The following is a 26776-nucleotide window of genomic DNA, read 5'->3' on the forward strand; positions in this document are numbered from 1 at the left end:
TGGTGGCGGCCGGCTCCGCCGCACCGGCACCGCCGCCAGCCCGGTCGGGCCGTCCACCTGCGAACTCAGGGGCCCGGCCCTGATACGCCCGGGGCGGACGGGACGCGCGTGATAATCCGGGACCGACTCGAGGAACGGGCGCCCGGAAATTTCTCTGCTGTCCTCGTCAACAACTGGTGTACGGCAGATGAATTCGCTTACCATCGTCCGATGGCGGTGCGCGGCGACCTGGGTAGCTCGACTTCGAGCCAGCTCCAGAGCCAGCTGCCGGGGCACCCGGTGACGCTACTGGTACCGGTCGGTTCGACCGAGCAGCACGGACCGCACCTACCGCTGGACACCGACACCCGGATCGCGCAGGCGCTCGCCCGGGCGGTCTCGGAGCGGTTGGCCGGATCCTCGGGGCCGGGCTGGCCGGTGGCGCCGGCGGTGGCCTACGGCGCCAGCGGGGAGCACCAGAGCTTCGCCGGAACCGTCTCGATCGGCACCGACGCGCTGAGCCGGTTGCTGGTGGAATACGGCCGGTCGGCCTGCTGCTGGGCGCAGCGGGTGCTCTTCGTCAACGGCCACGGTGGCAACATGCAGGCACTGGCCGAGGCGGTTGGCCGGCTGCGCTTCGAGGCGCGTGACGTCGCCTGGGTGCCGTGCGCCGCCGCGGAGGCCGACGCCCACGCCGGACACACCGAAACTTCTCTGCTGCTGTATCTTTCGCCCGATGAGGTGAGACTGAGCCAGGCGCGGCCGGGTAACAGCGCCCCCTTGGCGCAGTTGCTTCCCGCGATGCGCAGCGGCGGTGTCGCTGCGGTGAGCGCGGTCGGAGTGCTCGGCGACCCGACCACCGCCACCGCCGAGGAGGGACGCCGTCTCTTCGCGGAGATGGTCGAGCGCGGCCTCGCGGCGATCCAGGCCTGGACGCCCGGGCCGGATGGGATGCTGCGATGACCCCGGCCCGCCTGCCTGACGGTTTCGCCGTACAGGTCGACCGGAAGGTGCGGGTGCTGGGCAGTGGTTCCACGCTGTTGGGCGGTTCACCCACCCGGTTGCTGCGGCTGGCGCCGGCCGCCCAGGGGATGCTCTCCGATGGCCGCCTGGAAGTCCGCGACGCTGTCAGCGCCCAGCTGGCCCGCACTCTGCTGGATGCCACAGTTGCTCACCCGCGCCCGGCAGGAGGCCCGTCACACCGCGACGTCACCGTCGTAATTCCGGTGCGGGACAACGTTGTCGGGCTCAATCGGTTGGTTGCATCGCTGCGCGGCCTGCGGGTCGTGGTGGTGGACGACGGGTCGCAGGTGCCGGTCCGACCGGAGGATCTGGCCGCGGCGCACTGCTGCGACGTCGAGGTGCTGCGCCACCCGGAGAGCCGGGGACCGGCGGCCGCACGTAACACCGGACTGGCCGCCTGCACGACGGACTTCGTGGCGTTCCTGGACTCCGATGTGGTGCCCCGCCGTGGTTGGCTCGAAGCCCTGTTGGGCCACTTCTGCGACCCCACCGTTGCGCTGGTCGCGCCACGCATCGTCGGTATGGTCGCGCACGACCACCTGGTCGCGCGGTACGAGGCCATTCGTTCCTCACTGGACCTCGGTGATTGCGAAGCGCCCGTGGTCCCCTACGGCAAGGTCGCCTATGTCCCGAGCGCGGCGATCATCTGCCGCTGTTCGGCGCTGCGTGAACTGGGCGGCTTCGACGAGGCGCTGCGCTCCGGTGAGGATGTCGACCTGTGCTGGCGGCTGGTCGATGCCGGTAACCGGTTGCGCTACGAGCCGATCGCGCTGGTTGCCCACGACCACCGGATCGCACTGCGGGATTGGGTGGCGCGCAAAGCTTTTTACGGCGGATCAGCCGCACCGCTATCAGCGCGCCACCCGGACAAGACCGCACCGATGGTGATCTCCGGGTGGGCGTTGGCGGGCTGGGCGCTGATGGCGCTCGGCTCGGCCCTGGGATACCTGGTGTCCTTGGCGATCACGGCGCTGACCGGCCACCGGGTCGCCCGGTCCATGCGGGGCCCGGATACCGCACCCGCTGATGTGCTCGCGGTGACGCTGCGTGGTCTGGCCGCCGCCGGGCTGCAGATCGCCTCGGCGCTGTGCCGGCACTACTGGCCGATCGCGTTGCTGGCCGCGTGCCTGTCGCAGCGCTGCCGCCGGGTGGTGCTGTTGGCGGCGATCAGCGACGGAATAGTGGACTGGCTACGGCACGCGCGCAGCGACGACGACTCCGGGAGCGACCAGGCCCGGCCGCTCGGGCTGCCGGCCTACCTGCTGCTCAAGCGGATCGACGACCTGGCCTACGGGGCCGGGCTATGGGGCGGCGTGCTGCGGGAGCGCAACCTGGCCGCACTCAAGCCGCAGATCCGCAGCTAGGTCGCGTTGACGGCTTCGGTGGTGCACAGCGATGCCCTGGTGGTCGGGGCGGGCAGCGCGGGAGCAATTGTGGCAGAACGGCTGTCGTCGGATCCGGCCTGCACCGTGACGGTACTGGAAGCGGGCGTCGGCCTCGCCGATCCGACACTGGCGATGCAGACGAGCAACGGGGGGCGCCTGCCGATCGGCCCCGGCAGCCCACTGGTGCGGCGCTATGAGGCGGCGCTGACCGGTCAGGCCGGCCCGCTGGCGACCATCGTGCGCGGCGCGACCATCGGTGGTTCCGGCGCCGTCAACGGTGGTTACTTCTGCCGGGGGATACCGGCCGACTTCGGCGCCTGGCCGGCGGGCTGGTCGTGGCCCGACGTGCTGGAGTCCTTCCGGGCCATCGAGACCGACCTTGACTTCGGTGGCGACCAGCACGGCGCCAACGGGCCCATCCCTGTGCAACGCACTCGTGAAATGAGCGATGGCACAAGGCAGTTCGTTGATGACGCGCGGCGGTGCGGGTTCGGCTGGATTTCCGACCTCAACGATGCGGCGATGGCATCGCTGTCCGGGGTGGGAGCGGTGCCGCTCAACATCGTCGACGGTGTACGCACCGGCCCGGGCGCGGCTTGTCTGCTGCCCGCCCTGGCTCGGCCGAACCTGACGGTGCTCACCGAGACCCGCGCCGTCGGGGTGCAGATCGAACGGAACCGTGCCCGGGCGGTGCACGCGGTCGGACCATCCGGGCCCATCCTGCTGGAGGCAGAGCAAATCGTGTTGTGCGCCGGGGCGATCGAGTCAGCGCATCTGCTGATGCTGTCCGGGCTCGGTCACGAGGCGATGCTGCGGCACGCGGGCATCGCGGTGCGGGCGGTGCTACCGGTGGGCGAGAACTGTGCGGACCACCCGGAGTGGCTGGTCACGGCCGACTGGCCGGGCACTCCGGGCCGCCCGGTGCTCGAGGCGGTGCTGTGCGACGGAAACCTCGAAATCAGGCCCTATACCGCAGCTTTCGCTGCGATGATCGACGAAGGCGGGCCGGCCAGTCCGCCGGAGATCGGGGTGGCATTGATGGCGCCGCTGGCGCGCGGTCGGTTGACATTGGTCTCCAGTGATCCGCGGGTGTCGCCCCGCATCGAACAGCGCTACGACACCGAACCCGACGACCTGGCGGCCTTGCGACGGGGAGTCGACCTGGTTGCCGAGCTGCTCAGGGGTAGCGCCGACGCCGCCGCGCCGCGTTGGTCGACGTCCCAACACTTGTGCAGTAGTGCGCCGATGGGCGCGGACAACGACGAAACCGCGGTGCTCGACGCCCAATGCCGAGTGCGCGGCATCGAGGGACTGTGGGTGATCGACGGCTCGGCGCTGCCGCGGATCCCGAGCCGCGGACCGCACGCGACGATCGCGATGCTGGCGCATCGGGCGGTGGAGTTCGTGCGCGGTTAGCCCCGTAGCCGGTAACGTACCGGGAGGTGCTTGACGCCGCCGACGAATGTCGTCGAAATCAGTTGCGGCGCACCGGTCATTTCGATGGCGTCCAGCCGGGGGATGAGTTCGCGGAAGAAACTGTCGATCTCCATCCGGGCCAGGGCGGAGGCCACGCAGAAGTGCACCCCGTGGCCGAACGACAGATGCTTGTTCGGGTCGCGGCCCACGTCGAAGCTGAACGGGTCGTCGAACACGTCCTCGTCGTGATTGGCCGAAACATAGGACAGGTAGACCGATTCCCCCTGGGCGATCGGTACGCCGCGCACTTCGGTGTCGGCGTTGGCGGTGCGCATGAACTCCTTGACCGGGGTGACCCACCGGATGATCTCTTCGACCGCGGTCGGCATCAGGTTCGGGTCGGCGCGCAGCCGCTCACGCTGATCAGGGTGTTCAATGAGCGCCCGCATCCCGCCGCTGATCGCCGCGCTGGTGGTGTCGTGGCCGGCAGTGGCGATGATGACGTAGTAAGAGGCGGTGTCGATATCCGACAGCGGTGCGCCGTCGATGGTCGCGTTGGCGATGGTGGACGCGAGGTCGTCGGTGGGGTGTGCGCGCCGGGCGGCGGTCAACTCCGCGAAGTAGGCGAAGAAGTCCAGCAGCACCGGCAGCTGTTCCTCGGGCGTGACGCCGCGCCGGTATTCGTCGTCGTCGCCGCCGAACAGTTCCTGGGTGAGTTTCAGCATCCGGGGGAAATCGGATTCCGGCAGACCCAACAGCGACATGATCACGTAGAGCGGATAATTCAGCGCGATGTCGGCGACGAAGTCGCACTCCGGACCGATCCGCAGCATCTCGTCGACGTAACGCTTGGCGAGTTCGCCGATCCGGGTCTTCATCGCCCGCATCGCCTTGGGGCGGAACCAGTCCGAGATGATGGAGCGCATCTTGTGGTGATGCGGATCGTCCATATGGATCAGCGTGCGTAGACCCATTCCCGACTCCAGCAGGGAGCGCTGTAGATCGTCGGCCGCGGCGGGGGCCAGCACCGGCCGCGGCTCGTTGACCCACAGCGCGTTGTCCTGCTCGATCGCCATGATGTCGGCGTGCCGGGTGATCGCCCAGAACGGCCGGTAGGGCGGGTGATCCACCAACGACACCGGTGCATTGGCCCGCAGATGGGTCAGGGCCGCGTTCAGCCGCGGCTCGTCGGCGTACGCGGTCGGATCGGCGAACACCCGGGCGGCCTCGTCGATGATCGGTGTGCTCAAAGGTCGACTCCTCGCCCCGCAGGATTCTTGACACGTGTCAGCTTTTATTCAGTGTCGGGGATAGTCGCCCGTCGTGGCGGCGCTTTGCGCCGATCCGGCGGATTAGGCTCATCGGTCATGTCGACCGGATCAAGTCGCCGCCGTGGCCTGTGGGCAGGCGCCGTCGCGCTGGCGCTGCTCGCGGCGTTGGCCGGCGGGTGCGCGCGTTCCGACGGCGCCGCGTCCCAGCCGGGCATCGGGCCCCGCGCGGTAGCGCTCAACGCCGACGTGGTGCGAACTGCAGCCGGGCTGCTACGCGGCATGGTCGAACCCGATCACCGTCTGTTCCAAGGAATCCCGTACGCCGCCGCGCCGGTCGGGCCGCTGCGTTGGCGGCCGCCGGCGCCGATGCCGGCGTGGCAAGGCGTGCGCGACGCCGTCAAACGCGGCCCGTGGTGCGTCCAGCCGGATGCCGCCGAGGCGGACCCGATCAGCGAGGACTGCCTGTCGCTCAACGTGTGGACACCGACCGGTTCGGCCGCAGAGCCGCTGCCGGTCATGGTCTGGATTCACGGCGGCAGTTTCCAGCGGGGCGCCAGCGACATCTACAACGCGCAGCGGCTGTCGGTGCGGGGCCGCATCATCGTCGTCACCATCAACTACCGCCTGGGCGCCCTGGGATTCCTGGCCGACCCGGCACTCGGCGAGGTCGGAAACTACGGGCTGGCCGATCAGCAGGCGGCGCTGCGCTGGGTTCGCGACAACATCGGCGCGTTCGGCGGTGACCCGGCCAAGGTGACCATCGCCGGCGAATCGGCCGGGGCCATGTCGGTCTGCGATCACCTGGCCGCACCGGAATCGGCCGGCCTGTTCCGGGCCGCGATCATCCAAAGCGGACCGTGCCAGGCGCAGGTCGAGGTCCCCGAAGCCCAGCGGATCAGCCGCGAGTACACCGCAGCCCTGGGCTGCGCCGACCGGGGGGTCGCGCAGGAGGACCCGGAGGTCGCGGCCTGCCTGCGCGCGCTTCCGGCCGATCGACTGACCAAACCGCTGTGGTACGCCCGCTTCGGTACCGACCAGCTCAGCGGGCCGGTGGTCGGAACCTCGCTGCTGCCGCAGGACCCGGTGCGGGTGTTTCGCGACGGCCGAGACGGCCAGGTGGCCCGGGTACCGGTGCTGCTGGGCGTCAACCGCGACGAGTTCACCATGTTTGTCGCGCTGCGCTATCTGCGCGTCGGCCGGGAGATCGCCGCCGCGGAGTACCTCGACGAACTCAAGGACACCTTCGGCTCCGGCGAAGGCGCGGCGGTGGCCGACCACTACCCGCCGGCACGGTTCGGCGGCAGCACCTCGCTGGCGTATGCGGCCGCGGCGACCGACGACATCTTCGCCTGCCTGGCCGACCGGATGGCCCGCGGACTGGCCGCCGACGCGCCGGTCTACGGCTACGAGTTCGCCGATCCGCACGCCCCGGCGCCCGCGCTCTACGACAACCTGCCGTTTCCGATCGGCGCCACCCACTCGCTGGAGCTGCGCTACCTGTTCGACATCGGTGGCGCCCCGCCGTTAGACCCCGCGCAGCGCCGACTGTCCGATCAGATGATCGAGTACTGGACCGGTTTCGTCGTCACCGGCGCGCCGATCGGGGTCGGCCAGCCGGACTGGCCCGAGATCGCGAGCGGTGCCGACCGGCGGTGGATGTCGATGCGGCCCGATGGCAGCCGGCTGATCACCGACTACGCCACCGCGCACCAGTGTGAGTTCTGGTCGAGCATCCGTTAGCCCACATCGCCGAACGTGAAGGTGGCTTCACGTTCGGCGCTGAACGTGGCATTGGCTTCACGTTCGAGCGGGGAGACTAGGCCGGCGTCACCCAGGTGGTGATGTCGGCGTGCACGACCTCGGCGCCGGACTTGTCGGTGATGCTGACCGGTACCACCACCTCGGCCCCCTCGCTGATGGTGGCGAAGTCGGGCGGATCCAGCCGGGCGGTGGCCCGTAGCGACGTCGTGGCCTTGGCCAGGTAGGCCACCGTCATTGCCTTGGGGATCCAGCGGTGGGTGCGCGGCACGGTGGCCTCCATCAACATCCCCATCGCGACCTCGGCGGCGTTGCACGAGGCGATCGCGTGCACCGTGCGCAGGTGGTTGTAGACGAACGGCCACTTGGGCACCAGCACCTCGGCCAGCCCGGGCTCCATCCGGACCACGTGGGGCAGCACCGACGCGAAATAGGGGACTCGCGCCATCGCCGCGGCCGAGAACAGCCGGGTGCCACCCGGGATGCCCGCCAGACGTCGCCATGCCTGATATGTACTGGTCGATCCGGTCACGACGAGCTATCTTACCGACAAGTAAGATCGCCGGGAGGCCGGCGCACCGGTGACCGGCCCGGGGGACCGGTAGCGGTACGGCCGGGGATTTGGCCGCTGACCCGATCTGGGGCATACTGTTCAGGTTCGCCTGCGCCGGGGTTGCCCCTGGCCGGGCATACGACCAGCGCCCACCCGGGCGCGTCCGGTCCCACTCTCGCAGCACGGAGTTTCTTCACCGTGAGCGAGGCCGCGTGCGGGCGACACGCCCGACCGCGGGGACCGGTGGACCAGGACAGGTAAACAGCGGCGGCAGCGCCCAGCGCAATGTCCATACGGGCCCGTACGGGTTCTGGCGCGCGGGGGCACGAAGGGTTCGAAAGCCGGACCCTCCATTGCAGGAGTGAGGTAGCAGAAGCGTGGCGGGACAAAAGATCCGCATCAGGCTCAAGGCCTACGACCATGAGGCTATTGACGCCTCGGCGCGCAAAATCGTCGAGACGGTCACCCGCACCGGTGCCAGCGTGGTGGGCCCGGTGCCGCTGCCGACCGAGAAGAACGTGTATTGCGTCATCCGGTCCCCGCACAAGTACAAGGACTCGCGGGAGCACTTCGAGATGCGCACCCACAAGCGCCTGATCGACATCCTCGATCCCACGCCGAAGACCGTTGACGCCCTGATGCGCATCGATCTGCCGGCCAGCGTCGACGTCAACATCCAGTAGGAGCCACGAGAAACCATGGCACGTAAAGGTCTTTTGGGTACCAAGCTGGGCATGACGCAGGTGTTCGACGAGAACAACAAGGTCGTGCCGGTCACGGTCGTCAAGGCCGGGCCCAACGTGGTGACCCGCATCCGCACCCCCGAGCGCGACGGCTACTCCGCCGTGCAGCTCGCTTACGGCGAGATCAGCCCACGCAAGGTCAACAAGCCGCTCACCGGTCAGTACGCAGCGGCCGGGGTCAACCCCCGCCGGCACCTGGCCGAGTTGCGCCTCGACGACGAGGAGGCCGCCGCGGCGTACGAGGTCGGCCAGGAACTGACCGCCGAGATCTTCGCCGACGGCGCCTACGTCGACGTGACCGGCACCTCCAAGGGCAAGGGCTACGCCGGCACCATGAAGCGGCACGGCTTCCGCGGTCAGGGCGCCGGGCACGGCGCCCAGGCGGTGCACCGCCGGCCGGGCTCGATCGGCGGCTGCTCGACCCCGGGCCGGGTGTTCAAGGGCACCCGGATGTCGGGACGGATGGGCAATGACCGCGTCACCACCCAGAACCTGGTGGTGCACAAGGTGGACGCCGAGAACGGTGTGCTGTTGATCAAGGGCGCCATTCCGGGCCGCAACGGTGGGCTGGTACTGGTCCGCAGCGCGATCAAAAAGGGTGAGAAGTAATGGCCGGCATCACAATTGACGTCAAGACACCGGACGGCAAGAAGAGTGGCTCAGTCGAGCTGCCCGCCGAGCTGTTCGACGCTCCCGCCAACATCGCGCTGATGCACCAGGTGGTCATCGCGCAGTTGGCCGCGGCCCGGCAGGGTACGCACTCGACCAAGACCCGCGGTGAGGTCAGCGGCGGTGGCCGTAAGCCCTACCGGCAGAAGGGAACCGGCCGTGCCCGTCAGGGCTCGACCCGGGCACCGCAGTTCACCGGTGGTGGCGTGGTGCACGGCCCGAAGCCGCGTGACTACAGCCAGCGCACCCCGAAGAAGATGATCGCCGCCGCCCTGCGCGGCGCGCTGTCGGACCGGGCGCGCAACGGCCGGATCCACGCGGTCACCGAGCTGGTGAGCGGACAGACCCCGTCGACCAAGAGCGCCAAGGCGTTCCTGGGCTCGATCACCGACCGTAAGCAGGTGCTGGTGGTCATCGGCCGTGCCGATGAGACCGGCGCCAAGAGCGTGCGCAACCTGCCGGGCGTGCACATCTTGTCGCCGGACCAGCTCAACACCCACGACGTGCTGCGTGCCGACGATGTGGTGTTCAGCGTCGAGGCCCTGAACGCCTACATCGAGGCGCACACCACCACTCAGGAGGTTTCGGCCTGATGGCGACCGTCACCGACCCCCGCGACATCATCCTCGCGCCGGTCATCTCCGAGAAGTCCTACGGGCTGATCGAGGACAACGTGTACACGTTCGTGGTGCACCCCGACTCGAACAAGACGCAGATCAAGATCGCGATCGAGAAGATCTTCGCTGTCAAGGTCGCGTCGGTGAACACCGCGAACCGGCCGGGTAAGCGCAAGCGTTCCCGGGCCGGCTACGGCAAGCGCAAGGACACCAAGCGCGCCATCGTGACCCTGGCGCCCGGCAGCAAGCCGATCGACCTGTTCGCCGCACCGGCCTGACCGGAGTGAGAGAGAGACCTAACTGACATGGGAATCCGCAAGTACAAGCCGACGACACCCGGTCGTCGCGGTGCCAGCGTCTCCGATTTCGCCGAGCTCACCCGCTCTCACCCGGAGAAGTCGCTGGTTCGGCCGCTGCACGGCCGCGGCGGGCGTAACGCCCACGGCCGGATCACCACCCGGCACAAGGGTGGCGGCCACAAGCGCGCCTACCGGGTGATCGACTTCCGTCGTCACGACAAGGACGGCGTCAACGCCAAGGTCGCCCACATCGAGTACGACCCGAACCGCACCGCCCGGATCGCGCTGCTGCACTACTTGGACGGCGAGAAGCGCTACATCATCGCCCCGCAGGGCTTGAACCAGGGCGACGTGGTGGAGTCGGGCGCCAACGCCGACATCAAGCCGGGCAACAACCTGCCGCTGCGCAACATCCCGGCCGGCACCCTGGTGCACGCTGTGGAGCTGCGCCCCGGCGGTGGCGCCAAACTGGCCCGCTCGGCCGGGTCCAGCATCCAGCTGCTGGGTAAGGAAGGTACCTACGCCTCGTTGCGGATGCCGTCGGGTGAGATCCGCCGGGTCGACGTGCGCTGCCGCGCCACCGTCGGCGAGGTGGGCAACGCCGAACAGGCCAACATCAACTGGGGTAAGGCCGGCCGGATGCGGTGGAAGGGCAAGCGTCCCTCCGTCCGTGGTGTGGTGATGAACCCGGTGGACCACCCGCACGGTGGTGGTGAGGGCAAGACCTCCGGTGGCCGGCACCCGGTCAGCCCGTGGGGTAAGCCGGAGGGTCGCACCCGCCGGCCGAACAAGCCCAGCGACAAGCTCATCGTCCGACGCCGGCGCACCGGCAAGAAGCGCTAAGAAGCGGAGGGAAAGCGATGCCACGCAGCCTCAAGAAGGGTCCGTTCGTCGACGACCATCTGCTCAAGAAGGTCGACGTTCAGAACGAGAAGAACACCAAGCAGGTCATCAAGACCTGGTCGCGTCGGTCGACGATCATCCCGGACTTCATCGGGCACACGTTCGCCGTGCACGACGGCCGCAAGCACGTCCCGGTATTCGTCACCGAGTCGATGGTCGGGCACAAGCTCGGCGAATTCGCTCCGACGCGCACCTTCAAGGGACACATCAAGGACGACCGGAAGGCTAAGCGCCGGTGAGCGTAACGACTGAATTCCCGTCTGCTGTCGCCAAGGCCCGCTTCGTGCGGGTGTCGGCCAGCAAGGCGCGCCGGGTGATCGACCTGGTGCGCGGCAAGTCCGTGACCGAAGCGCTGGACATCCTGCGCTGGGCACCGCAGCAGGCCAGCCTGCCGGTGGCCAAGGTCATCGCCAGCGCGGCAGCCAACGCCGAGAACAACAACGGCCTGGACCCGTCCACCCTGGTGGTGGCCACCGTCTACGCCGACGAGGGCCCGACCGCCAAGCGGATCAAGCCGCGCGCTCAGGGGCGCGCCTACCGAATCCGCCGGCGCACCAGCCACATCACCGTGGTGGTGGAGAGCCGGCCGTCGTCCCGCGGCGGTTCGGCGCAGTCCGCCGGTGCCGCCCGGGCGCGTCGTGCCCAGGCCAGCAAGGCCGCCTCGGAAAAGGCGGGCGCAAAGGCGGGCGCGAAGGCGGGGGCAAAGGCCACCGAGAAGGCACCGGCCAAGAAGGCCCCGGCGGCCAAGGCAACTGAGAAAGCGGCGGCGAAGAAGGCGCCCGCCAAGAAGGCAGCAGCTACGAAGGCGCCTGAGACGTCCGACGCGAAGGAGGGCTCGGAGTAATGGGCCAGAAGATCAACCCGCACGGCTTCCGGCTCGGGATCACCACCGACTGGAAGTCGCGGTGGTACGCCGACAAGCAGTACGCGGACTACGTCAAGGAAGACGTGGCGATCCGCCGGCTGTTGTCGACCGGCCTGGAGCGCGCCGGCATCGCCGATGTCGAGATCGAACGCACCCGTGACCGGGTACGCGTCGACATCCACACCGCCCGGCCGGGCATCGTCATCGGCCGTCGCGGCACCGAGGCCGACCGGATCCGGGCCGACCTGGAGAAGCTGACCGGCAAGCAGGTGCAGCTGAACATCCTGGAGGTGAAGAACCCCGAGTCGCAGGCGCAGCTGGTGGCCCAGGGCGTCGCCGAGCAGCTGAGCAACCGTGTGGCGTTCCGTCGGGCGATGCGCAAGGCGATCCAGTCGGCGATGCGCCAGCCCAACGTCAAGGGCATCCGGGTGCAGTGCTCGGGTCGTCTCGGCGGCGCCGAGATGAGCCGCTCGGAGTTCTACCGTGAGGGTCGGGTGCCGCTGCACACGCTGCGCGCCGACATCGACTACGGGCTGTACGAGGCGAAGACCACCTTCGGCCGGATCGGCGTGAAGGTCTGGATCTACAAGGGCGACATCGTCGGTGGCAAGCGCGAGCTGTCCGCTGCCGCGCCGTCGGCCGACCGTCCCCGCCGGGAGCGGCCGTCGGGCACCCGCCCGCGCCGCAGCGGCGCCTCAGGCACCACCGCGACCAGTACCGACGCCGGTCGGGCCGCTGAGAGCACCGAGACCACCGCTGCTGCGGAGCCGGCCCAGGAGGGCACAGCGGCTGCCGCTGCAGCGGAGCAGCAGAGCACGGAGAGCTGAATCATGTTGATTCCCCGCAAGGTCAAGCACCGCAAGCAGCATCACCCCAAACAGCGTGGTATCGCCAGCGGCGGCACCGCGGTGACGTTCGGTGACTACGGCATCCAGGCCCTGGAGCACGCCTACGTCACCAACCGGCAGATCGAGTCGGCGCGTATCGCCATCAACCGGCACATCAAGCGTGGCGGCAAGGTGTGGATCAACATCTTCCCGGACCGCCCGCTGACCAAGAAGCCCGCCGAGACCCGCATGGGTTCGGGTAAGGGCTCGCCGGAGTGGTGGGTCGCCAACGTCAAGCCGGGCCGGGTGCTGTTCGAGCTCAGCTACCCCAACGAGGCCATCGCCCGCGCCGCACTGACCCGGGCGATCCACAAGCTGCCGATCAAGGCGCGCATCGTCACCCGAGAGGAGCAGTTCTGATGGCAGTGGGAGTGACCGCTGGCGAACTGCGCGAGCTGAACGCCGACGAGCTCGTCGAGCGGCTGCGCGAGTCCAAAGAGGAGCTGTTCAACCTGCGTTTCCAGATGGCGACCGGGCAGCTCAGCAACAACCGTCGGCTCCGCACGGTGCGCCACCAGATCGCGCGCATCTACACCGTGTTGCGCGAACGGGAACTGGGCCTGGCGTCCGGTCCCGAAGGTTCTGAAGGCGAGGCATCGTAATGGCAGAGGCTGCAAAGGCTAAGGCCACGGAGAAGGGGCCCAAGCACACTCCGCGCACGGAGAAGCCGCGGGGCCGCCGCAAGACCCAGATCGGCTACGTGGTCAGCGACAAGATGGAGAAGACCATCGTCGTCGAGCTGGAGGACCGGGTGAAGCACCCGCTCTACGGCAAGATCATCCGGACCACCAAGAAGGTCAAGGCGCATGACGAGAACAACACGGCCGGTATCGGCGACCGCGTGTCGCTGATGGAGACCCGTCCGCTGTCGGCGACGAAGCGCTGGCGCCTGGTCGAGATCCTCGAGAAGGCCAAGTAATACGACACCGCCCCGCGACCTGCGTCGCGGGGCGTCGTCGTGCCTGGGGTCGGGTCCCGGCTAGGCGGGCAGTTTGACCCGCGCCAGCGGCTGCTGCCCGGGCGGGCCGAGCGGTACCTGCAGCGACTCCTGGTCGTCCAGCACCCGGGCGGGCACCGCCAGGGTGCGGCGCATCGGCGTCGGCAGGCTGGTACGCAACGCGGTCAATTGCCGGCCGTTGAGGCGGTTCAGTCCGGCCGTGATGTTTCTGCGCAGGCGGTTGGCGCTGTGATAGCGCACCAACACCGCGATCTCGGTGTGGTTGTTCTGTGCGGTCAGCCGGACCGTGACCGCGGTGGTGTCAGCCGCCGGTAGCCAGAGCCGGTCCAGATTCGCCGTGCAGATGTCGCGCGGCGACACCCAGAACGTGGCCGCGAACTGTTTGGGTCCCTCGCGCTGCTTCTGCTTCAACCGGCGCCGCCGTCGGCGGATCCGGGTGGGCTGCAGACCGGCCAGCACCGCGGCATCGACTTCGGCGAATTCTTCGGCCGGTAGCACGCGGGCGACGAAGTGCCGCTCGGCCAGATCGTGCGCGAGCCGCTCGGTGGCGGCGGCCAGGGTTGACGCCACCGAGTCGCGAACGGCCACCGCGTCGGCGTTGCGCATGGGATCCATCCGCAGGATCAACCAGGTGTCTCGGGGACCGGATGCCGCGGGCACAGCCGGCGTCTGCGGGTCGTCGACGGGCGCGGTATCGCCGTCGTGCGTTCGCACCGAGACGATATCGATGCCGTCGAGGCGCACATCGAACTGCCGCAGGGCGGCGGCAATCAGCCCAACCGGCAGTGCGGCCGGCGGCCGGTGGCCCCGCCCATGGCGACCGGAGGCCTGCAGCTGCGGTGGCTCGACGGCTATCACCGTGACCAGCTGGCCCCGATGTTCGCGCACCCCGACGACCTCGCGGCCGTAGCGGCGGCGATGATTGAACCCCGGCGTGCAGCCCTCGTTGAGAAACGACGCCGGATTGGCGAAACGATCCAGGACCCGGGCCAGCAAGATCGCCGTCAGCGGGACCCGGCGATGGGTGATCAACGCGGCCATGGTGACCAGTGCCGCGATCACCACTCCCGGCCACCAGGCGCGAGCCGCCGTGCCGAGCTCATCGGGCCAATGGCCGGCGATCCGCAAGATCGCGATGTCGATGAGGAATACCGTGGTCACCCGCAGCCACGACAGATTCAACCCAAAAGTATGCTGCGCCTTCATCGTTGCGCCTGCTTCATGGCCCCCCGCGAACCTCCCATGATTCGTGCGGTCACCGGGTTTCCCGGTTCGGTTGCACGCCAAACATCCCAGGCCCCCTGCTCTGGAGACCTGGGATGTCCGGCCGGCCGTCGAGGACGGCCGGTTGCCTAGCGAGCGTCAAAAGCCGAGGAAGCCCAGCGGATCGATGCTGCTCGCAACGTCGGCGGCGCCGTTCGCGGCGGCGTCGGCGGCGCCTCCTGCGGCGTCGGCGGCACCTCCTGCGGCGTCGGCGGCACCTCCGGCCGCGGCATCGGCGGCACCTCCTGCGGCATCGGCGGCGGTTCCGGCAGCGGCATCAGCTGCGCCCCCGGCAGCATCGGCACCCAAGGCGGACACCCCGCTGAACGCGTCGCCCGGGTCGAGCAGCGCGGCCGCGTCGAAATCGGTCGGGATGTTGAAATCGCCGAACGGTGTGACCAGCGTGTCCGTGATGGTGTTCGCCGCCCCGTCGGCCCCGGGAATGTCGGTGTAGATGTTCTCGAAGCCGTTGCCGAAGTTCGCCACGTCATAGACCGTTCCCACCGCCGGCAGGTCGGCGGCGGTCGCCCCGCTGGCCGGGTCCACCCCGGTGATGGTGAACTCGGTGTTGTGGATGCCGCCGAAGAGATTGGTGACGTCCTCACTGGCGGTGACATTGCCGAGGTCGGTGGCGCCCGAGCCGGTCCCGCTGGTGACGTCGAACGACTGATCGCCCTCGCCGACCTGGAAGAACGGCGGCGCGCTGAACAGCGGGGTGAGCGGGGTGAAGCCCTCCGATCCGTCGGCCTGGACCGGGGTGAAGGTGTCCTGGCCGATGGTGAAGCTCTCGCCCCCGGCCGGCGTGGTGTCGCCGGGCGTGGCGTCCGGTGTACCGACCGTCGGGGTGACGCCGCCGGAATCACCGAGCGGTGACGAGCCCGGGGTGCTGGTGTCCGGCGTCGTGCTGGTGTCCGGGGTGATGGCGCCGGTGTCGCCGAGCGAGGTAAGAGGGCTCGGGGTGGTGGCGTCCGGGCCGAGAGCGCCGACGTTGCCGAGCAGGGCATTTGCGCCCAAGTTGCTTCCCAGCCCGCTCGTCAGGGCGGTGCTTCCGACATTGCCCACAGTGTCGGCACCATTGTCGGCGGAAGCGACTCCCGTGGACACGAATGTGGTCGTGAGTAGACCTGCGGTGACACCGCCGACCGACAATATGATCTGACGATTCATTTCGGTGCGTTCCTTCCGTTCTTCGATGTTCCCGGCCATGAGCTCACCTTTGAACTCGCCCGGGCGTAGGTGAACAACGTCCATCCACCCGCCGCACGGGGCATCACACACCGCGATACCGAACGCGTGCGTCAATAACGTTGGGCGACAACGTATGTCCGGACGCCCGGGACACTGACTCAACCCCCCTCGGCGTCCTCGTCAGACGCTAACGGGTCGGCGCTGCCTCCACCACCCCTGCCGGCGGATATTTCAACAGTTAATCTCAATGTAGAGAATCGCTGTCATCGATCGACGCACGTAAGGGCGACGATGTAAGTCCTTGGGGCAGTTGCGTTATGGCTAGGATCAGCATTTATCCACGTTTGGTCTCAGCCGAATCAAAGTAATCATATTGGCGGAATGGAACTTTCGGTTTGACCGACGCGAGCGGAGCTGCACACTGATCGCTATGGAACTGCGCCAGCTGAAACATTTCGTTGCCGTGGCCGAAGAGCGACACTTCACCCGGGCAGCGGCGAAAGTCCACGTGGTGCAGTCCACCTTGTCCGCCTCGATCAGCGGTCTGGAATCCGAACTAGGCACCGCACTGCTGGTCCGCAACAATCGTCGCGTCGACCTCACTGCCGCCGGGCAGGCATTGCTACCGGATGCGCAGAACGCCTTGGCCGCCGCGGAACGTGCCCGGGCGGCCGTCGACGCCGTCCGGGGGTTGTTGTCTGGGACGCTGACGGTGGGGGTGATTCAGGGGCTGGGGACCATCGACCTGCCCGCCCTGCTGGCGCGCTACCACCGAAGCTTCCCCCGCATTGAGATCACGCTGCGGCAAGACGCCATCGACGCTCTGGTGAATGCGACCGCCGACGGAGACCTGGACCTGGCCTTCGTCAGCCGCCCCTATGACGCGAGCCGGGTCAAGGAGCTGTCCCTGGGTACCGAGTTCCTGGTGCTGGCAGTGCGCCGCGATGATCCGCTCGCCGATCAGGACACCGTCGCCCTGACCGATTTGCAGCAGCGGGAGTTCGTCGAGCGGCGGGCGGACCTGCGGACCCGCCTACACATCGACGGTATCTGCGCCGACCTCGGGTTTGAGCGGACCATCTGTGCCGAGACCAACACGCCCGGCGATCTGGTCGATTTGGTTGCCGCCGGCTTGGGCGTCGCCTTCCTGCCGCCGGCGTTGGTGGCCAAGTCAGAGCAGATCGTTGCCGTGGCGACCGATCCCGGGATCCCCCGTGAGCTGGCGCTTGTCACACCCAGCGAGCGTGCGCCCTCGCCGGCGGCCGCGGCATTTCTCGGTGAGCTGCTGTCGGCCGGCGCTCCGGACAGCGGGGCAGCCGGCCGCTGGCAGCAGTCCGCGGTCTGAAAGACGCCGGCGGCGTCGCTGAAGCCGGTAGTCTCGCACCCGATCCGGGGGCTGACAGCGGAGCGGGTGATGGTGAGTTCGACCAGTTTCACAGGCAAGATCAATCTCGATATCCGGGACTCCGAACCGGACTGGGGCCCGTTCGCCGCGCCGACGGCTCCCGATGGCGCCCCCAACGTGCTCTACCTGGTCTGGGATGACACCGGGATCGCCACCTGGGACTGCTTCGGCGGGCTGGTCGAGATGCCGGCGATGAGCAGGATCGCCCAGCGCGGCATCCGGCTGTCCCAATTCCACACCACCGCACTGTGTTCCCCGACGCGGGCGGCTCTGCTGACCGGTCGTAACGCCACCAGCGTCGGCATGGCCACCATCGAAGAGTTCACCGATGGCTTTCCCAACTGCAGCGGCCGCATCCCGTTCGAAACCGCGTTGCTCAGTGAGGTTCTGGCAGAGCGCGGCTGGAACACCTTCTGTGTCGGGAAATGGCACCTGACACCCTTGGAAGAATCCAACATGGCTGCCACCAGGCGGCACTGGCCGACGCAGCGGGGATTCGACCGGTTCTACGGCTTCTTAGGCGGGGAGACCAACCAGTGGTATCCCGATCTGGTCTACGACAACCACCCGGTGGCGCCGCCGGCCACGCCGGAGGACGGTTACCACCTGTCGAAGGACATTGCCGATAAGACAATCGAATTCATTCGCGACGCGCAGACGATCGCACCCGGCAAGCCCTGGTTCGGGTACATCTGCCCGGGTGCCGGGCACGCGCCGCACCACGTCTTCGCCGAGTGGGCCGATCGCTATGCCGGCCGCTTCGACGTGGGCTACGAACAGTATCGGGAGATCGTGCTGGCCAACCAGAAGAAGCTCGGCTTGGTACCGCCGGACACCGAGCTGTCCGAGGTCAACCCGTATGTCGATGTCACCGGCGCTCAGGGCCAGCCCTGGCCGGCCCTGGACACCGTGCGCCCGTGGGACAGCCTCGATGACACCGAGAAGCGGTTGTTCGCCCGGATGGCCGAGGTGTTCGCCGGATTCCAGAGCTACACCGACGCTCAGATCGGGCGGATCCTGGACTATCTGGAGGAATCCGGCCAACTCGACAACACCATCATCGTGGTGATCTCCGACAACGGCGCCAGCGGGGAGGGCGGGCCCAACGGCTCACCCAATGAGAACAAGTTCTTCAACGGCTACATCGACAGCGTCGAAGAGGCGATGAAACTCTTCGACCAGCTGGGCGGGCCGGAGACCTACAACCATTACCCGATCGGGTGGGCGATGGCGTTCAACACGCCTTACAAGCTCTATAAGCGTTACGCCTCCCACGAAGGCGGTATCGCCGACCCGGCGATCCTCAGCTGGCCCAAGGGAATTCCGGCCCGCGGCGAGGTGCGCGACACCTACATCAACGTGTGCGACGTGACCCCGACCGTCTACGACCTGCTCGGCATCACCCCGCCCGACACGGTGCGCGGGGTGGCGCAACGGCCGCTGGAGGGGATCAGTTTTAAAGCGGCGCTTGCCGACCCGGCCGCGGACACCGGCAAGCACACCCAGTTCTACACGATGCTGGGGACCCGGGGGATCTGGCACCGGGGATGGTTCGCCAACACCGTGCATGCGGCGACACCGTCGGGCTGGGGCCACTTCGACGCCGACCGCTGGGAGCTCTACCACATCGAAAACGACCGCAGTCAATGCCGCGACCTGGCCGCCGAACATCCCGAAAAGCTCGACGAACTCAAGGCGCTGTGGTTCGCCGAGGCCCAGAAGTACAACGGGCTGCCGCTCGCCGACCTCAACATCTTCGAGATGACGTCTCGGCAGCGGCCCTACCTGTCCGGGGACCGTAGCTCCTACACCTACTACCCGAACACCGCCGAGGTGCCGCTGGGCGCGTGCGTCGAACTGCGCGGCCGGTCGTTCACGGTGCTGGCGCGTGTCACGCTGGAATCAGCCAACGCCGAGGGGGTGCTGTTCAAACAGGGCGCCCGGCACGGCGGGCATGTGCTGTTCGTCCAGGGCAGCCGGCTGCACTACGTCTACAACTTTCTCGGGGAGCGCGAACAGTGGTTGTCCGCCCCTGACCCGATCCCATTGGGGCAACACGTTTTCGGGTTACGGTTCGAGCGGCGTGGCACCGTGGAGGGCAGCCACACGCCGGTCGGGGAGGCCACGCTCTACATCGGCGACACGGTGGTCGCCACATTGGCCGACATGATCACCCAGCCGGGGGCGTTCGCCTTGGCCGGCGGCGGGGTGAGCGTCGGGCGCAATACCGGCCAAGCGGTGTCGTCGGCGTACCGGGCGCCGTTCGGCTTCACCGGCGGGACGATCACCGACGTCTCGGTTGATGTCAGCGGTGAGCCGTACCTGGATGTGAAAAGGAGCCTGGCGGCGGCGTTTTCCAGGGACTGAGTGCGATGCTGACCGAACTGGTGCCGATCCCGGCCGGGGCGTTCCGGATGGGCTCGACGAGTTTCTACCCCGAAGAGGCGCCGATTCACACCGTGACGGTGGCGGCTTTCGCGATCGAGCGGCATCCGGTGACCAATGCTCAGTTCGCCGACTTCGTCGCTGCCACCGGGTATGTGACCGTCGCCGAGCAACGGGTCGCGCTGTACGACGCCGAACCGGGCGCCTTGGTTTTCGCCCCGACCGCCGGGCCGGTCGACCTGCGGGATTGGCGACAGTGGTGGCGGTGGGTGCCCGGCGCAAGCTGGCGGCATCCCCTCGGCCCGGGCAGCGATCTAGCCGGGCGCGAGGATCACCCGGTGGTGCAGCTCGCCTACCCGGACGCAGCGGCCTACGCCCGCTGGGCCGGGCGGCGGCTGCCGACCGAAGCCGAATGGGAGTACGCCGCCCGGGCCGGTGCCGGCAGCACCTATCCCTGGGGTGAGGAGGAGAAGCCGGGCGGCGTCCTGATGGCCAACACCTGGCAGGGCGCCTTCCCCTACCGCAACGACGGTGCCCTGGGCTGGGTCGGCACGTCGCCGGTGGGCACCTTCCCGCCGAACGGGTGGGGGCTTCTCGACATGATCGGCAACGTATGGGAGTGGACGACGACGGAGTTCGCCGGCCATCACCGGCTCGACGCACCAGCGAAGGCCTGTTGCGCTCCCGTCGGGGCCGCCGATCCCGGCGTCAATCAGACCCTCAAGGGCGGGTCGCACCTGTGCGCGCCGGAGTACTGCCACCGCTACCGGGCTGCGGCCCGCTCCCCGCAGTCGCAGGACACCGCCACCAGCCATATCGGGTTTCGCTGCGCGGCGGGCGCCATCTGACCCCGCCCAACGTGAAGCTGGCTTCACGTTCGGCCGTCGAGTGTGAAGCTAACTTCACGCTGGGCGGATGGGCCGCGCAATTTGGTGTTGGGCGATACGTCACCTAGACTTCAGGGGTTGCTGAGAGCAGACCTCGGCCGGCGCAAGTCGGCCCCGCGTGCTCTTCGGCTCCGTTAGAACTGGAAGACCACGCACGCCCGGGACGATTCCGGCTGGCCGGCTAGCCCTGCCATGCCGCGCGTCGCTCCGATTATTGAGGAGATCTGGTGATTCAGCAGGAATCGCGGTTGAAGGTCGCCGACAACACGGGTGCCAAGGAGATCTTGTGCATCCGCGTGCTCGGCGGCTCGTCGCGGCGCTACGCCGGCATCGGTGATGTCATCGTCGCGACCGTGAAGGACGCCATCCCGGGCGGCAACGTCAAGCGGGGTGACGTCGTCAAGGCCGTGGTGGTGCGCACCGCCAAGGAGCGTCGCCGCGCCGACGGCAGCTACATCAAGTTCGACGAGAACGCCGCGGTCATCATCAAGGCCGACAACGACCCGCGCGGGACACGCATCTTCGGGCCGGTCGGCCGGGAGCTGCGTGAGAAGCGGTTCATGAAGATCGTCTCGCTGGCTCCGGAGGTGCTGTAGATGAAGGTCCACAAGGGCGACACGGTGCTGGTCATCGCCGGCAAGGACAAGGGCGCCAAGGGCAAGGTCCTGCGGGCTTACCCCGCCCGCAACCGGGTGCTGGTCCAGGGCGTCAACCGGATCAAGAAGCACGTCGCGAACTCGGCCAACCAGGCCGGTGCCTCCTCGGGCGGAATCGTCACGCAGGAGGCCCCGATCCACGTCTCCAACGTGATGGTCGTCGACTCCGACGGTAACCCCACCCGGATCGGGTACCGGGTGGACGCCGAGTCCGGCAAGAAGGTTCGCGTCTCCAAGCGCAACGGCAAGGACATCTAGGGATGACTACGGCAGAGAAGATCCAGCCCCGGCTCAAGGTGCGCTACCGCGAGGAGATCCGGGACGCGCTGAACAAAGAGTTCAAGTACGCCAACGTGATGCAGATCCCGGGCGTGGTGAAGGTCGTCGTCAATATGGGCGTCGGCGAAGCCGCCCGCGACGCCAAACTGATCAACAACGCGGTCAACGACCTGGCGCTGATCACCGGTCAGCGGCCGGAGATCCGCAAGGCCCGCCTGTCGATCGCCCAGTTCAAGCTGCGTGAGGGCATGCCGATCGGCGCCCGGGTGACGCTGCGCGGTGACCGGATGTGGGAGTTCCTGGACCGGCTCACCTCGATCGCGCTGCCGCGTATCCGCGACTTCCGCGGGTTGTCGCCCAAGCAGTTCGACGGCTCCGGCAACTACACCTTCGGGCTGGCCGAGCAGTCGATGTTCCACGAGATCGACGTGGACTCGATCGACCGCCCGCGTGGCATGAACATCACCGTCGTCACCTCGGCGACGAACGACGACGAAGGACGAGCGCTGCTGCGGGCACTCGGCTTTCCGTTCAAGGAGAAGTGACCTGATGGCGAAGAAAGCGTTGGTTAACAAGGCGGCCCGCAAGCCCAAGTTCGCGGTGCGCGCCTACACCCGCTGCAACAAGTGCGGCCGTCCGCGTGCGGTGCTCCGCAAGTTCGGCCTGTGCCGAATCTGCCTTCGCGAGATGGCGCACGCCGGCGAACTGCCCGGTGTGCAGAAGAGCAGCTGGTGACGGCGGAGGAGCAGCGCTAAATGACTATGACGGACCCGATCGCGGACTTCTTGACCCGTCTGCGCAACGCCAACTCGGCGTATCACGACGAGGTGACCCTGCCGCACTCGAAGATCAAGGCCAACATCGCCGAGATCCTCAAGCGTGAGGGTTACATCAACGATTACCACGTTGAGGACGCCCGGGTGGGCAAGGCGCTGGTGGTCAACCTCAAGTACGGCCCGAACCGGGAGCGCAGTCTCGCCGGTCTGCGCCGGGTGTCCAAGCCCGGCCTGCGGGTCTACGCGAAGTCGACCAACCTGCCGCGGGTGCTCGGCGGCCTGGGCGTGGCGATCATCTCCACGTCGTCGGGCCTGCTCACCGACCGTCAGGCGGCGAGGCAGGGCGTGGGCGGCGAAGTCCTCGCGTACGTGTGGTGAGGGAGTAGCAGACATGTCGCGTATTGGTAAGCAGCCGATCCCGGTCCCGGCCGGGGTCGATGTGACGATCGACGGCCAGCAGGTGTCGGTCAAGGGGCCCAAGGGCACCCTGGAGCTCACGGTGGCCGAGCCCATCCGGGTGGCCCGCAACGACGACGGCGCCCTGGTGGTCACCCGTCCCGACGACGAGCGTCGCAACCGCTCGCTGCACGGGCTGAGCCGTACCCTGGTGGCCAACCTGGTCACCGGCGTCTCCGAGGGCTACGTCCGCAAGATGGAGATCTTCGGCGTCGGTTACCGCGTGGCCCTCAAGGGCTCCGATCTGGAGTTCGCCCTGGGCTACAGCCACCCGGTGCTGATCAAGGCTCCGGAGGGCATCACCTTCGCGGTGGAGACGCCCACCAAGTTCTCGATCTCGGGCATCGACAAGCAGAAGGTCGGTCAGATCTCGGCGAACATCCGCCGTCTGCGCCGGCCCGACCCCTACAAGGGCAAGGGCGTGCGCTACGAGGGTGAGCAGGTTCGCCGCAAGGTCGGAAAGACAGGTAAGTAGCCATGGCGCAATCACACAAGCCCGTCGGGCAGGGCGTTTCGGAGGCCCGGCGCAACCACCGGGTGCGTCGGCACGCCCGGCTGCGCAAGAAGATCGCCGGCACCCCCGAGCGTCCCCGCCTGGTGGTGCACCGCTCCTCGCGGCACATCCACGTCCAGCTCGTCGACGACCTGGCCGGTCACACGCTGGCCGCAGCGTCCTCGATCGAGGCCGACGTGCGGGGTGTGGACGGCGACAAGAAGGCGCACAGCGTGCGGGTCGGCCAGCTGATCGCCGAGCGCGCCAAGGCTGCCGGCGTCGAGAGCGTGGTCTTCGACCGCGGCGGCTACACCTACGGTGGACGGATCGCGGCGCTCGCCGACGCGGCGCGCGAGGGCGGATTGAAGTTCTGATGCGCCAGATGACTGACTTCACGAACATGACTGGAAGGACCGCATGATGGCGGAGCAGCCGACGGGGGCCACCTCGGCCGGTCCCGACACGGGCAGCGCCCCCCGTACCGACGGGCGTGACAACCGTGACAACCGGCGCGGTGGCCGTGACGGTGGTCGCGGCGGTCGTGACAGCCGGGACGGCGACAAGAGCAACTACCTGGAACGCGTCGTCGCGATCAACCGGGTGTCCAAGGTGGTCAAGGGCGGCCGCCGGTTCAGCTTCACCGCGCTGGTGATCGTCGGCGACGGCAAGGGCATGGTCGGGGTCGGCTACGGCAAGGCCAAGGAAGTGCCGGCCGCGATCGCCAAGGGTGTCGAGGAAGCCCGCAAGAGCTTCTTCCGGGTGCCGCTGATCGGTGGCACCATCACGCACCCGGTCCAGGGCGAAGCCGCCGCCGGTGTGGTGTTCCTGCGTCCGGCCAGCCCCGGTACCGGTGTGATCGCCGGCGGTGCGGTGCGCGCGGTGCTGGAATGCGCCGGGGTGCACGACATCCTGTCCAAGTCGCTGGGCAGCGACAACGCGATCAACGTGGTGCACGCCACGGTAGCCGCGTTGAAGATGCTGCAGCGTCCCGAAGAGGTGGCGGCCCGGCGCGGTCTGCCCATCGAAGATGTGGCGCCGGCCGCGATGCTCAAGGCGCGCCGCGAGAGCGAGGCGCTCGCCGCCAGCGCCGCGCGGGAAGGCACGGCATAACCATGGCAAATCTGAAGATCACCCAGGTCCGCGGCACCATCGGTGCACGCTGGAAGCAGCGCGAGAGCCTGCGCACCCTGGGGCTGCGCAAGATCCGCCAGTCGGTGGTGCGTGAGGACAACCCCCAGACCCGCGGGCTGATCCGGGTGGTCCACCACCTCGTGCAAGTGGAGGAAGCCGAATGACCATCAAGCTGCACGACCTGCGCCCGGCGCCCGGGTCGAAGACCAAGCGCACCCGCGTCGGCCGTGGTGAAGGCTCCAAGGGCAAGACCGCGGGCCGCGGCACCAAGGGCACCAAGGCCCGCAAGAACGTGCCGGTCCGGTTCGAGGGTGGGCAGATGCCGATCCACATGCGGCTGCCCAAGCTGAAGGGCTTCCGCAACCGGTTCCGTACCGAGTACGAGGTCGTCAACGTCGGCGACATCAACCGGCTGTTCCCGGCCGGCGGCACGATCGGGCTCGACGAGCTGGTGGCCAAGGGCGCGGTTCGCAAGAACACCCTGGTCAAGGTGCTCGGCGATGGCAAGCTCACCGTCAAGGCCGACATCTCCGCGCACAAGTTCAGCGGCAGCGCCCGCGAGAAGATCACCGCGGCCGGAGGCACCGCCACCGAGCTGTAAGGCTTCTCCGAGGAAGCGCATCACGAGATCGCACCCCGCCAGACGGTGGGGTGCGATCTTGCATTTGGCGGCCCACTTTGACGGGGCCGAAACATTAATGCTTGATATGTGCCTCACAGCCTTATATAACGATGGTTGGGAGGACGTGACCTGCGTCACGCGCCGTGCGGGGCTACTTGGAAGGCGTGGGCAGATGAGGCGTCGGTTGCGTTCAGGTTTCCCCCGGCGGCGCGTCAGCCCCACACGGCGGGTCGCCGGCACCGGCAGCGCGGTCGCGGCGTTCCTGGCGTTCGGGATGGCGCCGTTGGCGGCTCCACCGCAAGCCGGTGCGGACTTCGGGTTCGATGACTTCCTGGGCTGGTTCGGGCTGGACGGCGACGCCGACGCGCTGAACTCCGGCCCGGCCGAACCGGCGCTGTTCACCTGGCCCGCCGACGGCACGTCGGTGGCCGACCAGTGGCTCACCACCATGTGGTTGCCGCTGCACGATCAGCTCGAAGCCTGGATTGCCAGCCCGTTCGGCGCTCAGGTCAACGAGGTCATCAACACGTTGCTGGCGCCGTTCACCCTGCCGGGGTTCTGCGGCATCATCTGCGACGGCGCCGACGGTACCGAGGCGAATCCGGATGGCCAGGGCGGCGGTCTGTTCTTCGGTGACGCCGGCGACGGCTGGTCCAGCACCATTGCCGGGGTCGCCGGCGGCAACGGCGGAATGGCCGGCGGCTTCGGCAACGGCGGCAACGGCGGTGCGGGCGGGCTGGGCGCCGACGGCGGCATGGGCGGCGCCGGCGGTGAATGGATGGGCAACGGCGGCAACGGCGGCGACGGCGGCGCGGCCGGCTTCGTCAACGGCGTCCTGCTCGAGGCTGGCAACGGTGGCGACGGCGGGGGCACCGGCCATGTCCAGGACTTGTTCGGGATCGGCGCGGTGGGTAACGGCGGTAACGGCGGTAACGGCGGCGCGGGTCTGGCCGGTGCCGGCGGCACCAACTCCACGTCCGCGGGGGTCAACGGCGGCAACGGTGGTGCAGGTACCGCCGGTGGGAACGGCGGTGCCGGCGGCGTCGGCTCCCTGTGGCTGGGTAACGGCGGGCGCGGCGGCAACGGCGGCGCGGGCGGCGCCGGCGGCGCTGGCGGTGCCGGGTTCAGCGGGACCGCCGGTTCCTTCGCCAACGGCGGAGATGGCAACGGCGGCAACGGAAGCAGCGGCGGCAGCGGCGGCAACGGCGCCCTCGGGGGGCAAGCCGGCGCCGGCGGCCGCGGCGCGTCGTTGTTCGGTGAGGCCGGCGCCGCGGGAACGGCAGGCGTGGCAGGTGCCGGTGGTGTCGGCGGGGCCGGCGGCAATGGCGGTAGCGGCGCCGCGGGCCTCGACGGCACCGACGGTACGCAGGACGGCCCGGATGGTTCGGCCGGTGGCAACGGTGGCAACGGCGGCAATGCCGGCATCGGCGGCGCCGGCGGCGTGAGCGGTGATGGTGTGGCGGCAGGCGATGGCGCCGACGGTCATGCCGGCGTCGGCGGTACCGGCGGCAGGGGCGGCGACGGTAGCGATGGCATCGCCGGAACGGCCACCGACCCGAACGGGACCGCCGGCGGCAGCGGCGGCGCCGGTGGCAACGGTGGTGGCGGTGGGCTGGAAGCCGACGGCACCACGCGGGCCGCCGACGGCAACGGCGGGGCCGGGGGTGCCGGCGGCAACGGCGGGGCCGGCTACGACGCGGCAACGGACACCGCTGCGGCTCCGGGCACTTCGGGTGGCCAGGGCGGTATCGGAGGCGACGGTGGTGCCGGCGGCGCCGGTGCCAACGGCGGCGGCGGCGGCAATGCGGGCAGCGGCGGCCGGGGCGGTGACGGGGCCGCCGGACTGGCCGGCACGGCCGGCGTCAACCCCGGCGACGCGGGCAACGACGGGCACGCCGGCGGCGACGGC

Annotated in this window: 33 protein-coding genes; 29 read left to right on the forward strand and 4 right to left on the reverse strand. The window is 68.7% G+C overall.

The genetic code is table 11. From position 1 onward, the window contains the following. The first annotated feature begins 210 nt into the window (after positions 1–210). The 3 genes from mftE to mftG are packed head-to-tail and all read left to right on the forward strand — an operon-like array spanning position 211 to position 3803. Entirely contained in the window at positions 211–942 is a 732-nt protein-coding gene (gene mftE, locus A5694_RS05370) for a mycofactocin biosynthesis peptidyl-dipeptidase MftE (protein ID WP_064920817.1), read from the forward strand. Further along, complete coding sequence (gene mftF / locus A5694_RS05375) at positions 939–2366, forward strand: mycofactocin biosynthesis glycosyltransferase MftF (protein WP_064920818.1); 1428 nt, start codon at positions 939–941, stop codon at positions 2364–2366. Before mftE ends, mftF begins: the two co-directional genes overlap by 4 nt. A 6-nt stretch (positions 2367–2372) precedes the next feature. Next, positions 2373–3803, forward strand: coding sequence for a mycofactocin dehydrogenase MftG (mftG, locus tag A5694_RS05380; RefSeq protein WP_064920819.1), 1431 nt, complete (start codon positions 2373–2375; stop codon positions 3801–3803). On the opposite strand, the gene A5694_RS05385 is transcribed toward mftG, so the two are convergent. Continuing rightward, the gene (locus tag A5694_RS05385) at positions 3800–5053 is read right to left on the reverse strand and encodes a cytochrome P450 (protein ID WP_064920820.1); all 1254 of its coding nucleotides are present in this window, start codon (positions 5051–5053) and stop codon (positions 3800–3802) included. The two genes, mftG and A5694_RS05385, sit on opposite strands and share 4 nt — an antisense overlap. Positions 5054–5170: 117 nt before the next feature. Here A5694_RS05385 and A5694_RS05390 point away from each other — a divergent pair, with 117 nt between their 5' ends. Continuing rightward, positions 5171–6814 (forward strand): carboxylesterase/lipase family protein, encoded by a 1644-nt coding sequence (locus A5694_RS05390; RefSeq protein ID WP_064920821.1) that lies wholly within the window; start codon positions 5171–5173, stop codon positions 6812–6814. A 76-nt stretch (positions 6815–6890) separates the two neighbouring features. Here A5694_RS05390 and A5694_RS05395 read toward each other — a convergent pair whose 3' ends face one another. Next, a complete protein-coding gene (locus A5694_RS05395) occupies positions 6891–7364 on the reverse strand; it encodes a hotdog fold domain-containing protein (protein ID WP_064920822.1) in 474 nt (157 codons plus the stop codon). 398 nt (positions 7365–7762) lie between these two features. On the opposite strand from A5694_RS05395, the gene rpsJ reads away from it, so the two are divergent. The 11 genes from rpsJ to rpsQ are packed head-to-tail and all read left to right on the forward strand — an operon-like array spanning position 7763 to position 13287. Further along, positions 7763–8068 (forward strand): 30S ribosomal protein S10, encoded by a 306-nt coding sequence (gene rpsJ / locus A5694_RS05400; RefSeq protein WP_003883485.1) that lies wholly within the window; start codon positions 7763–7765, stop codon positions 8066–8068. 15 nt (positions 8069–8083) lie between these two features. Continuing rightward, on the forward strand, positions 8084–8737 hold the full coding sequence (rplC, locus tag A5694_RS05405) for a 50S ribosomal protein L3 (protein ID WP_064920823.1): 654 nt from the start codon (positions 8084–8086) through the stop codon (positions 8735–8737). Further along, positions 8737–9390, forward strand: coding sequence for a 50S ribosomal protein L4 (rplD, locus tag A5694_RS05410; RefSeq protein ID WP_064920824.1), 654 nt, complete (start codon positions 8737–8739; stop codon positions 9388–9390). The genes rplC and rplD overlap by 1 nt, the downstream gene beginning before the upstream one ends. Further along, positions 9390–9692, forward strand: a complete 303-nt coding sequence (gene rplW, locus A5694_RS05415; RefSeq protein ID WP_064920825.1) for a 50S ribosomal protein L23 — start codon at positions 9390–9392, stop codon at positions 9690–9692. The genes rplD and rplW overlap by 1 nt, the downstream gene beginning before the upstream one ends. Before the next feature lie 27 nt (positions 9693–9719). Further along, on the forward strand, positions 9720–10556 hold the full coding sequence (rplB, locus tag A5694_RS05420; protein ID WP_064920826.1) for a 50S ribosomal protein L2: 837 nt from the start codon (positions 9720–9722) through the stop codon (positions 10554–10556). A gap of 17 nt (positions 10557–10573) precedes the next feature. After that, a complete protein-coding gene (gene rpsS / locus A5694_RS05425) occupies positions 10574–10855 on the forward strand; it encodes a 30S ribosomal protein S19 (RefSeq protein ID WP_006245110.1) in 282 nt (93 codons plus the stop codon). Beyond that, positions 10852–11460: a 50S ribosomal protein L22 gene (gene rplV / locus A5694_RS05430; protein ID WP_064920827.1), complete on the forward strand. Its 609-nt coding sequence runs from the start codon at positions 10852–10854 to the stop codon at positions 11458–11460. Before rpsS ends, rplV begins: the two co-directional genes overlap by 4 nt. Continuing rightward, the gene (gene rpsC / locus A5694_RS05435) at positions 11460–12308 is read left to right on the forward strand and encodes a 30S ribosomal protein S3 (RefSeq protein ID WP_064920828.1); all 849 of its coding nucleotides are present in this window, start codon (positions 11460–11462) and stop codon (positions 12306–12308) included. The genes rplV and rpsC overlap by 1 nt, the downstream gene beginning before the upstream one ends. A 3-nt stretch (positions 12309–12311) precedes the next feature. After that, complete coding sequence (gene rplP, locus A5694_RS05440; RefSeq protein WP_019737223.1) at positions 12312–12728, forward strand: 50S ribosomal protein L16; 417 nt, start codon at positions 12312–12314, stop codon at positions 12726–12728. Next, on the forward strand, positions 12728–12970 hold the full coding sequence (gene rpmC / locus A5694_RS05445; RefSeq protein WP_064920829.1) for a 50S ribosomal protein L29: 243 nt from the start codon (positions 12728–12730) through the stop codon (positions 12968–12970). Before rplP ends, rpmC begins: the two co-directional genes overlap by 1 nt. Continuing rightward, positions 12970–13287 (forward strand): 30S ribosomal protein S17, encoded by a 318-nt coding sequence (gene rpsQ, locus A5694_RS05450; RefSeq protein ID WP_064920830.1) that lies wholly within the window; start codon positions 12970–12972, stop codon positions 13285–13287. The genes rpmC and rpsQ overlap by 1 nt, the downstream gene beginning before the upstream one ends. Before the next feature lie 60 nt (positions 13288–13347). Here rpsQ and eccE read toward each other — a convergent pair whose 3' ends face one another. Beyond that, complete coding sequence (gene eccE / locus A5694_RS05455) at positions 13348–14532, reverse strand: type VII secretion protein EccE (RefSeq protein ID WP_064920831.1); 1185 nt, start codon at positions 14530–14532, stop codon at positions 13348–13350. Positions 14533–14688: 156 nt separating this feature from the next. After that, complete coding sequence (locus tag A5694_RS23945) at positions 14689–15651, reverse strand: hypothetical protein (protein WP_165605189.1); 963 nt, start codon at positions 15649–15651, stop codon at positions 14689–14691. Between the two features lie 556 nt (positions 15652–16207). Between A5694_RS23945 and A5694_RS05465 the strand changes: the two genes are divergently transcribed. From A5694_RS05465 to A5694_RS24905, 14 genes are all read left to right on the forward strand, one after another. Then, a complete protein-coding gene (locus tag A5694_RS05465; RefSeq protein WP_064920833.1) occupies positions 16208–17122 on the forward strand; it encodes a LysR family transcriptional regulator in 915 nt (304 codons plus the stop codon). A gap of 69 nt (positions 17123–17191) precedes the next feature. Further along, positions 17192–19549: an arylsulfatase gene (locus tag A5694_RS05470; protein WP_064920834.1), complete on the forward strand. Its 2358-nt coding sequence runs from the start codon at positions 17192–17194 to the stop codon at positions 19547–19549. Between the two features lie 5 nt (positions 19550–19554). Further along, positions 19555–20415 (forward strand): formylglycine-generating enzyme family protein, encoded by an 861-nt coding sequence (locus A5694_RS05475; protein ID WP_064920835.1) that lies wholly within the window; start codon positions 19555–19557, stop codon positions 20413–20415. 266 nt (positions 20416–20681) lie between these two features. After that, complete coding sequence (rplN, locus tag A5694_RS05480) at positions 20682–21050, forward strand: 50S ribosomal protein L14 (protein ID WP_046318367.1); 369 nt, start codon at positions 20682–20684, stop codon at positions 21048–21050. Beyond that, positions 21051–21368: a 50S ribosomal protein L24 gene (rplX, locus tag A5694_RS05485; protein ID WP_064920836.1), complete on the forward strand. Its 318-nt coding sequence runs from the start codon at positions 21051–21053 to the stop codon at positions 21366–21368. A gap of 2 nt (positions 21369–21370) precedes the next feature. Then, complete coding sequence (rplE, locus tag A5694_RS05490; protein ID WP_064920837.1) at positions 21371–21934, forward strand: 50S ribosomal protein L5; 564 nt, start codon at positions 21371–21373, stop codon at positions 21932–21934. Between the two features lie 4 nt (positions 21935–21938). Next, positions 21939–22124 (forward strand): type Z 30S ribosomal protein S14, encoded by a 186-nt coding sequence (locus A5694_RS05495; protein WP_019737213.1) that lies wholly within the window; start codon positions 21939–21941, stop codon positions 22122–22124. A 20-nt stretch (positions 22125–22144) separates the two neighbouring features. Then, a complete protein-coding gene (gene rpsH, locus A5694_RS05500) occupies positions 22145–22543 on the forward strand; it encodes a 30S ribosomal protein S8 (RefSeq protein ID WP_029249222.1) in 399 nt (132 codons plus the stop codon). A gap of 13 nt (positions 22544–22556) precedes the next feature. Next, the gene (rplF, locus tag A5694_RS05505) at positions 22557–23096 is read left to right on the forward strand and encodes a 50S ribosomal protein L6 (RefSeq protein WP_064920838.1); all 540 of its coding nucleotides are present in this window, start codon (positions 22557–22559) and stop codon (positions 23094–23096) included. Positions 23097–23098: 2 nt separating this feature from the next. After that, positions 23099–23488: a 50S ribosomal protein L18 gene (gene rplR, locus A5694_RS05510; protein WP_064920839.1), complete on the forward strand. Its 390-nt coding sequence runs from the start codon at positions 23099–23101 to the stop codon at positions 23486–23488. Positions 23489–23534: 46 nt separating this feature from the next. After that, positions 23535–24224 (forward strand): 30S ribosomal protein S5, encoded by a 690-nt coding sequence (rpsE, locus tag A5694_RS05515; protein WP_419179760.1) that lies wholly within the window; start codon positions 23535–23537, stop codon positions 24222–24224. Positions 24225–24226: 2 nt separating this feature from the next. Further along, positions 24227–24409 carry a 50S ribosomal protein L30 gene (gene rpmD / locus A5694_RS05520; protein ID WP_019738973.1) on the forward strand — a complete coding sequence of 61 codons (183 nt, stop codon included), beginning with the start codon at positions 24227–24229 and terminating at the stop codon, positions 24407–24409. Further along, on the forward strand, positions 24406–24846 hold the full coding sequence (gene rplO / locus A5694_RS05525) for a 50S ribosomal protein L15 (RefSeq protein WP_064920841.1): 441 nt from the start codon (positions 24406–24408) through the stop codon (positions 24844–24846). Before rpmD ends, rplO begins: the two co-directional genes overlap by 4 nt. 193 nt (positions 24847–25039) lie before the next feature. Beyond that, positions 25040–26776 (forward strand): PGRS repeat-containing protein (locus tag A5694_RS24905; protein WP_342710427.1); only part of this gene is annotated, 1737 nt, incomplete at its 3' end.

Source organism: Mycolicibacter sinensis, from assembly GCF_001667945.1.
Lineage (GTDB): Bacteria > Actinomycetota > Actinomycetes > Mycobacteriales > Mycobacteriaceae > Mycobacterium > Mycobacterium sinense_B.